General features: G+C 74.7%; 6 protein-coding genes. 5 read left to right on the forward strand and 1 reads right to left on the reverse strand.

Features of this window, described 5'->3' with window-relative positions; genetic code table 11:
• Positions 1 to 207 precede the first annotated feature (207 nt).
• Complete coding sequence (locus GPJ59_RS29215) at positions 208 to 1,059, forward strand: LysR substrate-binding domain-containing protein (protein WP_219670730.1); 852 nt, start codon at positions 208 to 210, stop codon at positions 1,057 to 1,059.
• Positions 1,060 to 1,086: 27 nt separating this feature from the next.
• On the opposite strand, the gene GPJ59_RS29220 is transcribed toward GPJ59_RS29215, so the two are convergent.
• Positions 1,087 to 1,881, reverse strand: a complete 795-nt coding sequence (locus tag GPJ59_RS29220) for a hypothetical protein (RefSeq protein ID WP_219670732.1) — start codon at positions 1,879 to 1,881, stop codon at positions 1,087 to 1,089.
• Positions 1,882 to 2,138: 257 nt separating this feature from the next.
• On the opposite strand from GPJ59_RS29220, the gene GPJ59_RS29225 reads away from it, so the two are divergent.
• The 4 genes from GPJ59_RS29225 to GPJ59_RS29250 form a co-directional block, all read left to right on the forward strand.
• Positions 2,139 to 3,962 (forward strand): AMP-dependent synthetase/ligase, encoded by a 1,824-nt coding sequence (locus GPJ59_RS29225; protein ID WP_219670733.1) that lies wholly within the window; start codon positions 2,139 to 2,141, stop codon positions 3,960 to 3,962.
• 123 nt (positions 3,963 to 4,085) lie between these two features.
• Positions 4,086 to 5,360, forward strand: coding sequence for an ABC transporter substrate-binding protein (locus tag GPJ59_RS29230; protein ID WP_219670735.1), 1,275 nt, complete (start codon positions 4,086 to 4,088; stop codon positions 5,358 to 5,360).
• 9 nt (positions 5,361 to 5,369) lie between these two features.
• Complete coding sequence (locus tag GPJ59_RS37915; RefSeq protein WP_258025091.1) at positions 5,370 to 8,564, forward strand: ABC transporter permease subunit; 3,195 nt, start codon at positions 5,370 to 5,372, stop codon at positions 8,562 to 8,564.
• A partial coding sequence (locus GPJ59_RS29250) for an ATP-binding cassette domain-containing protein (RefSeq protein WP_219670760.1) occupies positions 8,561 to 8,966 on the forward strand: 406 nt, incomplete at its 3' end. The genes GPJ59_RS37915 and GPJ59_RS29250, both read left to right, overlap by 4 nt.

The raw sequence follows: 8,966 nt of genomic DNA on the forward strand, positions 1-8,966 counted from the left end.
GGCCAGGCGGCCAGGTGGCCGTGGCCGGGCGGCCAGGCGGCCGTGGCCGGGCGGCCAGGCGGCCGTGGCCGGGCGGCCGGGCGGGGTGGCAGCCGGGTGGGGTGGTGGATTCGCTTCCTCATCCTCGCCGGTGCGCGGGTCATCGGGAAACCCATACACGGCTCTGACTGCCATTGCGATCCGTGATGACGGCCGTACGCTGGTCCCGTGTACGACCCCGTTCAGTTGCGGACCTTCCTCACCGTGGCCCAGACGCTCAGCTTCACCCAGGCCGCGGGGCGGCTCGGGGTGCGGCAGTCCACCGTCTCCCAGCACGTGCGGCGGCTGGAGGAGGCGACGGGACGGCCGCTGTTCCTCCGGGACACCCACACCGTGGAGCTGACCGAGGACGGCGAGGCCCTGCTGGGCTTCGCCCGGACCATCCTGGAGGCGCACGAGCGGGCGGCCGCGTTCTTCGCCGGGACCCGGCTGCGCGGCCGGCTGCGCTTCGGCGCCTCCGAGGACTTCGTACTGACCCGGCTGCCGGAGATCCTGGAGGGGTTCCGGCACGAGCACCCCGAGGTGGACCTGGAGCTCTCGGTCGAACTGTCCGGAACCCTGCACGAGCGGCTGGACGAGGGCCGGCTGGACCTGGTGCTGGCCAAGCGGCGGGGCCCGGGCGACGAGCGGGGCCGGCTGGTGTGGCGGGACCGGATGGTGTGGATCGGGGCGGAGGGGCTGCGGGTGGATCCGGAGCGGCCGGTCCCGCTGATCGTCTTCCCGCCGCCGGGGATCACCCGGGCGCGGGCGCTGGAGGTGCTGGAGCGTGCGGGCCGGGCCTGGCGGATCGCGTGTACGAGCGGCAGCCTGAGCGGGCTGGTGGCGGCGGCCCGGGCCGGGCTGGGGGTGATGGCCCACACCCGCGGGCTGATTCCGCCGGGGCTGGTCCGGGTGCCGGGGCTGCCGGAGCTGGGGCCGGTGGAGTTCGCGCTGCTGCGCGGGGAGCAGGGCGGCGCGGCGGCGGAGGCCCTGGCCGCCGCGATCCTCTCGGGCGGCGACCGCCTCAGCCGGCCGGCCTGACCCGGCCGGCCGGGGCGGGTGGCACTCCTACCTGCCCTGCGCGGCCGGCTCGGCGGGCTTGCCCTGGGTGGGCTTGGCGGGCTTCGCGGGCTTGGCAGGCTTCCCCGCAGCCGGCTTGGCGGGCTTGGCCGGCTTACCCGGCTTACCCGGCTCACCCGGCCTGCCCGGGCGGGCGACGACCTCGAAGGCGTTGTCGTCGGTCCACTGGAAGGTGCCGGCCGGCAGGCAGTTCTCCGCCCGGACGGTGCCGAGGCCGTCGCAGTGCTCCTTGCTGAGCGTGACGAAGACCGTGCTCGTGTGCGTGCCGACGCTCAGCGGCGCCAGCGGCGGCGAGACCGCCACGGAGTACGGGAGTCCCTCGGGGCTGACGAAGCCGGTCCGCAGGACCTTCTTCCGCGGGAAGGTGAAGGTCTGCTCGTTCGGGGTGCCCCGGTCGTGCACGTACGTGGCGGAGACGAACTTGGAGTTGAAGTCGTCGATCGGGTTGCGGCGGGAGGGCCGGTAGCCCTCCGGGTAGACGGCGGACGCGGCGTCGGCGGCGGTGAACCAGGGCGCGACCGTGCGCACCCACTTCTCGCCCTCGCGGGTGGTGCGGCAGGTGGGCGGGCCGATGATGCGGTGCTTGACCCCGTACAGCTCGTTGAGGTCGATGCCGTCGGGCGTCACGCAGTGCGGGACCAGCGGCTCGGCGACGGGGGCGGAAGCCGGCGCGGGCACAGGGGCGTGGGCGGGAGCGGAGGCGGCGGCAGGGGCACCGCCGAGTACGGCGGAGAGCAGGGTCGGTACGGCGGCGGCCGCAGCGAGCATCCGGACTCGGTTCACCGGTGGTCACCTTTCGTAAGGCGGGGAGGACCGCCGTACAGCCGACCACCCCGCGGGGCCGCCGCGCCGTCGGCGGGGCCGTGCCCAGGGCCGGACGGGCGTACGGATCCGCGCCGCCCGGTGAGTGGATCTCGTGGAGGTTTTTCCGAACGGCCCTGGTCGGGGCGGGGGCGGCGGTACCGTCGCGTCCCCTCGGCGGGGCGAGTAACCGGAAGGCCGAGCGGGCATGGGCCGGAAGGTCGAGAGGAGCGGGGGCCTTGCGCGAGTACAGCGTTCCACCGGTGGTCACGGCCGCGCCCGTCGGGGGGCTGGCCGACGTCGTGTTCCGGTACGCCCGGGAGGACCCGGGGCGGGTGGTGCTGGGCCGGAAGACCGCCGGGGCCTGGCAGGACGTGACGTCCGGGCAGCTGTGCGAGCAGGTGCTCGCGCTCGCGAAGGGGCTGCTGGCCCAGGGGGTGCGGTTCGGCGACCGGGTGGGGCTCATGTCCCGGACCCGCTACGAGTGGACGCTGTTCGACTTCGCGCTCTGGGCGATCGGCGCCCAGCCGGTGCCGGTGTACCCGACGTCCTCCGCCGACCAGGTGTACTGGATCCTCTACGACTCCGGCTGCACGGCGTGCGTGGTGGAGAACGAGGACCAGGCGATGACGGTGGGCTCGGTCATCGGCCGGCTGCCGCAGCTGGCGCGGCTGTGGCAGCTGGACGCCGGGGCGGTGGAGCAGCTGGTCGCCGACGGGCGGTCGGTCGCGGAGGACGTGGTGCACCGTCACCGCGGGGCGGTGACGCCGGACGCGGTGGCGACGGTCATCTACACGTCGGGGACCACCGGCCGGCCGAAGGGCTGTGTCCTGACGCACGGCAATTTCATGTACGAGACCGACACGATGGTGGCGCGCTGGGAGTCGGTGTTCCGGGCCGGTGCGGACGAGGAGCCGTCGACGCTGCTCTTCCTGCCGCTCGCGCACGTCTTCGGGCGGATGGTGCAGGTGGCGGCGGTCCGGGCGCGGGTCAAGCTCGGGCACCAGCCGGTGCTGGCGGCCGCGGAGCTGCTGCCCGATCTGGCGGCGTTCCGGCCGACGTTCGTGCTGGGGGTGCCGCACGTCTTCGAGAAGGTGTTCGCCACAGCGCGCCGGAAGGCGGAGGCGGAGCGGCGGACGGGTGTCTTCGACCGGGCGGTGGAGACGGCGGTGCGGTACGCGGAGGCGCGCGAGGAGCGGTCCTTCGGTACGGGGCCGGGGCCGTCGGCGGCGCTGCGGATGGAGCACCAGGTCTTCGAGAAGCTGGTGTACGCCAAGGTGCGGGAGGCGATGGGCGGGCGGGTGCGGCACGCCATGTCGGGCGGGTCGGCGATGGCGCGGCGGCTGGGGCTGTTCTTCGACGGCGCGGGGATCACGGTCTTCGAGGGGTACGGGCTGACGGAGACGTGCGCGGCGGCGACGGCGAATCCGCCGGGGGCCACCAAGTACGGCACGGTGGGTCCGCCGATCCCGGGCAGTACGGTCCACATCGCCGAGGACGGGGAGGTGTGGCTGCGCGGGGCGCACGTCTTCGCGGGCTACCTGAACGACCCGGGGGCGAGCGGGGCGGTGCTGCGGGACGGCTGGCTGGCCACCGGGGACCTGGGGCGGCTGGACGAGGACGGCTACCTGACGATCACCGGGCGGAAGAAGGAGATCCTGGTGACCTCCAACGGCAAGAGCGTCGCGCCGGCGGCCCTGGAGGAGCGGGTGCGCTCCCATCCGCTGGTGTCCCAGTGCATCCTGGTCGGCAACGACCGCCCGTACGTGGCGGCGCTGGTCACGCTGGACCTGGAGGGGATAGCGCACTGGCTGAAGATGCGGGGCCGCCCGCAGATGTCCCCGGCGCAGCTGGTGCGGGATCCGGACCTGACGGCGGAGGTCCGGCGGGCGGTGGTGGCCGCCAACACCCTGGTCTCGCAGGCCGAGGCGATCCGGACGTTCCGGGTGCTGCCGGAGCAGTTCACGGAGGAGCGGGGGCTGCTTACGCCGTCCCTGAAGCTGAAGCGGCGGGCGATCGAGAAGACGTACGCGAGCGAGGTGGCGGCCCTCTACCAGCAGTGACGCAGCCACGGTCAGCACATCTGACGGATCGTCATTTCAACCTGGCTTCAGCCTGTCAGCAATATTGACGATGCGTCAGATCGTGCACAGAATGCGGGAATTCCCGACCGGAGGGGTTCCCACATGCTGCGCCCGATCCGCATTCTGGCCGCTGCCGCCGCGGCCCTCGCGCTCGTCTCCGCGTGCAACTCCGCCTCCGGCAGCTCCTCCGGCGGCGGCTCGGGCGCGCCGGGCGGCGGCGCGGGAGGCGTCCGCGGCGTCACCCCGACCACGGTCAAGGTCGGCGGGATCGTGTCGATGACCAGCGCCGGCGGCTACAGCAAGAAGGACACCGACCTGGGCGCCAGGGCCCGCTACCTCAGGGCGAACGCCGAGGGCGGCGTCCACGGGCGGAAGATCGAGTACCTCGGCGCGGAGGACGACGGCCAGGACCCCGGCAAGAACATGGCCGCCGCCCGCAAGCTGGTCCAGCAGGACAAGGTCTTCGCGGTGGCCCCGATGAGCTCGGTCACCTTCTCCGGCGCGGACTTCCTGGAGCAGGAGAAGGTGCCGACCTTCGGCTGGGGCACCCTGCCCTCCTTCTGTGGGCCCAAGTACATCTACGGGTTCAACGGCTGCCTCGTCCCCAGCCCCGGCGGCACCCTGAACCAGACCTGGCCGGAAGGCATCGCCACCGTGCTGGGCGGGGCCCGCGGCAAGTCCGTGGCGGTCATCGCCAACGACAGCGACGCCGGCAAGTTCGGCATCCGCACCTTCCGGACCGGGTTCGCCGCGGCCGGGTTCGACGTGGCGTACGCCAAGGCGAGCGTGCCCGCCACCGCCGTGCCCAGCGACTGGTCGGCGTACGTCAAGGACATCCTCGCCAGTAACGGCGGCAGGGCCCCGGACGCGGTCGTCTCGGTGATGCAGACCCCCAACAACATCGGCCTGTTCACCGCCCTCAAGCGCGCCGGGTACCAGGGCCTGCTGTCCGACCCGACCGACTACGACCCCGGGCTGCTCGCCAAGGACGCCACCCGGCAGGCGCTGGACGGCGTGCACGTCCTGCTGCAGTTCGAGCCCTTCGAGTCCACGAGCCCGGCGATGGAGCGGTTCAAGGCCGACATCAAGGCGGCGAACGGCGGCCGGGACGTGCCCCTGAACATGCACATGCTGACCGGCTACATGAGCGCGGACCTGTTCGTCTCCATCGCGCAGAAGGCCGGCAAGGACCTGACCGTGGAGTCCTTCCAGGCGGCCGCGCAGAGCTTCTCCGACACCGGCACCCTGGTCGGCGACCGGTCCGAGCCCAAGGGGCAGAAGGACAGCTTCGGCTGCGGGGCGCTGGTCCAGCTCAGGAACGGCAGGTACGAGGTGTCCGTACCGTTCATGTGCCACCCGCCCATCCCCTTCCAGTAGGTCCGCGGCATGGGGGATCTGCTGGTCTTCTGCTTGAGCGGTCTGGTCTCCGGCGCCCTGTACGCGCTGCTCGCCACCGGGCTGGTGCTGTCGTACTCGGCGTCCGGGCTGTTCAACTTCGCGCACGGGGCCACCGCCTACCTCTGCGCGCTCACCTTCTACGAACTGCACTCGGGGCTGGGCTGGCCGGCCGTGCCGGCGGCCCTGCTGGTGGTGGCGGTCCTCGCCCCCGGCCTCGGCTGGGGCCTGGACCGGCTGATGTTCCGCAAGCTGGCCCGGGTCGGGGAGACGGCGCAGATCGTCGCCACCATCGGGCTGCTGGTGGCCCTCCCGGCGCTCGGGCTGTGGGCGGTGGAACTGCTGGCCGCTGCCAGGGCACCGGTCGAGCCGGCCGAGAACCAGTTCGGGCTGCCCGGCGTGGGGCCCAGCCCGGCGAAGGCCTGGCAGCTCGCGGACGGGGTCGGCATCGACTCCGACCAGCTGATCACCTGGGTGGTGACGGCCGTGGTCGCGGCCGCCCTGTGGGTGCTGCTCCGGCACACCCGGCTCGGGCTGCGGCTGCGGGCCTCGGTGGACAACCGGTCGCTGACCGAGCTGCGCGGGATCAGCGCCGACCGGCTGTCCTCGGTGGCCTGGATGATCGCGTCCGCGCTGGCCGGGCTGGCCGGCGTCCTGGCCACCCCGCTGCTCGGGCTGTCCGCGCACGACTTCACCCTCTTCCTGTTCGTCTCGGCGACGGCGGCGGTGATCGGCCGGTTCGCCTCGGTCCCGCTGGCCTTCGCGGGCGGGCTGGGGCTGGGTGTGCTGCAGAACCTGGTCGCCGGGTACGCCTCCTTCGCCGAGGACATCACAGGCTTCCGCACCGCCGTACCGTTCCTCATCCTGTTCGCCGGGCTGCTGGTGCTGACCCGGCGGCAGCGGACCGCCGGGACCGCGGCCTCGGACACGGCCCCGCCGGACCACCTGGCCGGGGCGTCCTGGGCCCGGCGGTGGGGGGTGTGGGCAGCGGCGGCGGTCCTGCTCGGCATCGCCTTCCACACCGTGACGACCCCGTTCTGGAGCGGACTGCTCGCCCAGGGGCTGGCCGTCGGGCTGGTGTTCATGTCCTTCACGGTGGTGACGGGGCTCGGCGCGATGGTCTCCCTGGCGCAGGCCACCTTCGTGACGGGCGCGGCCCTGGTCGCCGGGCTGCTCATGAGCCGGGGCTGGCCGTTCGCGGCGGCCCTGGTGGCGGGGGCGGCGGCCGCGGCGGTGCTCGGCGCGCTGGTGGCCCTGCCGGCCCTGCGGCTGGGGGGCAGGGCGCTGGCGCTGGCCACCCTGGCCCTGGCCTTCCTCGCCGACCAGGTGCTGTTCCAGCTGCGGTGGCTGCGCAACGGGGACTCGGGGTGGGCGGTCCCCCGGCCGGTGATCGGCCCGGTGGACCTCTCCGACGACCGGGCCTTCGGGCTGGCGCTCGTCGTCGTGGTCTCGCTGGTCGCGGCCGGCCTGGCGGCGCTGCGGAACTCCCCCGCGGGCCGGGCCGTGCTGGCGGTCCGCTCGGCCCCGGCGGCGGCGATGGCCTCGGGGGTGTCGGTGCTGCGCACGAAGCTGCTGCTGTTCACGCTGTCGGCGGGGCTGGCGGGCTTCGGCGGCGTGCTGTACGCCTCGTTCAACACCCGGATCACGGCGACCGACTTCACGGCGATGACCGGGCTGGTGTGGCTGGCGGTGGTGGTCGCGGCGGGCGTGCGCAGGCCGCAGTACGCGGTGGTGGCGGGGCTGGTGTTCGCGGTGCTGCCGCAGCTGATGTCGGACTACGTGACGGAGTCCGCGCACCTCCCGGTGGTCCTCTTCGGCCTGGCCGGCCTGGCCTTGGCCAACGACCCGGACGGCTACTGCGCGGCGATCCCGGTACGCAGGGCCCGGCGCGCGGCGGCGACCGCCCCTGCGGGACCTTCCCCCACCCCGCCCCTCCCCGAACCCGTGACCACGCCCCGGACCCCGCCGGCCCGAACGGGTCCGGGGGCGGAGCCCGGAACGGGGCCGAGGGCGCAGCCCGGAACGGGGCTGGGGGCGCAGCCCGGAGGGGGGCCGGGGGCGGAGCCCCGAACCGGGACAGGGGCGCAGCCCCGAACCGGGCCGGAGGCGCAGCCCCGAGGGGGGCCGGGGGCACAGCCCCGAACCGGGACAGGGGCACAGCCCCGAACCGGGCCGGAGGCGCAGCCCCGAAGGGGGCCGGGGGCACAGCCCCGAACCGGGACAGGGGCACAGCCCCAAGGGGAGCCGGGCGCGCAGCCCCGGACCGGGACAGGGGCGCAGCCCCGAGGGGGGTCGGGGGCGGAGCCCGGAACGGGGCTGGGGGCAGAGCCCCGAGGCGGGCCGGGGGCGCAGCCCCGAGGGGGGCCGGAGGCGCAGCCCCGGACCGGGGCAGGGGCGCAGCCCCGAGGGGGGCCGGGGGCGGAGACACCGGATTCGGGAAGGGGCGGGGTGGGGAACGGCTCCGCGCAGCGGGACGGCGGCCCGACCGCCCTGGAGCTGTGCGGGATACGTGCCGGGTACGACGGCGGCGTCGTGCTGCACGGGGTGGACCTCGCCGTCCGGCCGGGGGAGGTCCTCGCGCTGCTCGGGCCCAACGGTGCCGGCAAGACCACCGCCTGCCGCGTCGCGGCCGGGCTGCTGCCGGCGCAGGCCGGCACCGTACGCATCGGCGGGCGCGACGCCACCCGCGACGGGGCGGTCGGGCGCTCCCGGGCCGGGGTGCTGCTCGCCCCCGAGGGCCGCGGGATCTTCCCCGCACTCAGCATCGAGGAGAACCTGGCCCTCTTCCTGACCGACGCGCAGGCCCGCGCCGCCGTGTACGACCGGTTCCCCCGCCTCGCGGAACGCCGGACCGTGGCGGCCGGCTCGCTCTCCGGCGGGGAGCAGCAGATGCTCGCGCTCGCCCCGTTGCTCCAGCGTCCCCCGGGCGTGCTGATCGCGGACGAGCCCTCGCTGGGCCTGGCGCCCCGGGTCGTCGACGAGGTGTACGCGCTGCTCGGGGAGCTCCGCGCGGCCGGTACCGCGCTGCTGCTGGTGGAGGAGAAGGCCGCCGAGATCCTGGGCCTCGCCGACACCGTCGCCTTCCTCTCCCAGGGCCGCCTCTCCTGGTGCGGTCCGCGCGCCGAGGTGGAGCCGGACCGGCTCACCGAGGCCTATCTCGGCATCGCCACAGGAGGGAACCCATGACGGACACCACGACGACCACGACAACGCCGACAACGCCGGCGGTCCGCCCCGTGCTCGAAGCGGCCGGGATCTCGGTCCGCTTCGGCGGCGTGCGGGCCCTGACCGAGGTCTCGCTGGAGCTGCGGGCCGGTGAGGTGTGCGGGCTGATCGGGCCGAACGGGGCGGGCAAGACCACCTTGTTCGACGTCCTGTCGGGCATCCGCCGGCCCGACCGGGGCCGGGTGCTGCTGGACGGGCAGGACGTCACCCGCCGCTCCCCCGTCTGGCGGGCCCGGCACGGGATGCGCCGCACCTTCCAGCGGCAGCAGCTGTTCGGCCAGCTCACGGTGGCCGACCACCTGCTGGTCGCGCAGGAGTGGCGGGGCGGCGGGCCGCGCGGCCGGCGGGCCCGGGAGGCGGCCC

This window comes from Streptomyces bambusae (assembly GCF_019400985.1).
In the GTDB taxonomy this organism is placed as follows: Bacteria; Actinomycetota; Actinomycetes; order Streptomycetales; family Streptomycetaceae; genus Streptomyces; species Streptomyces bambusae_A.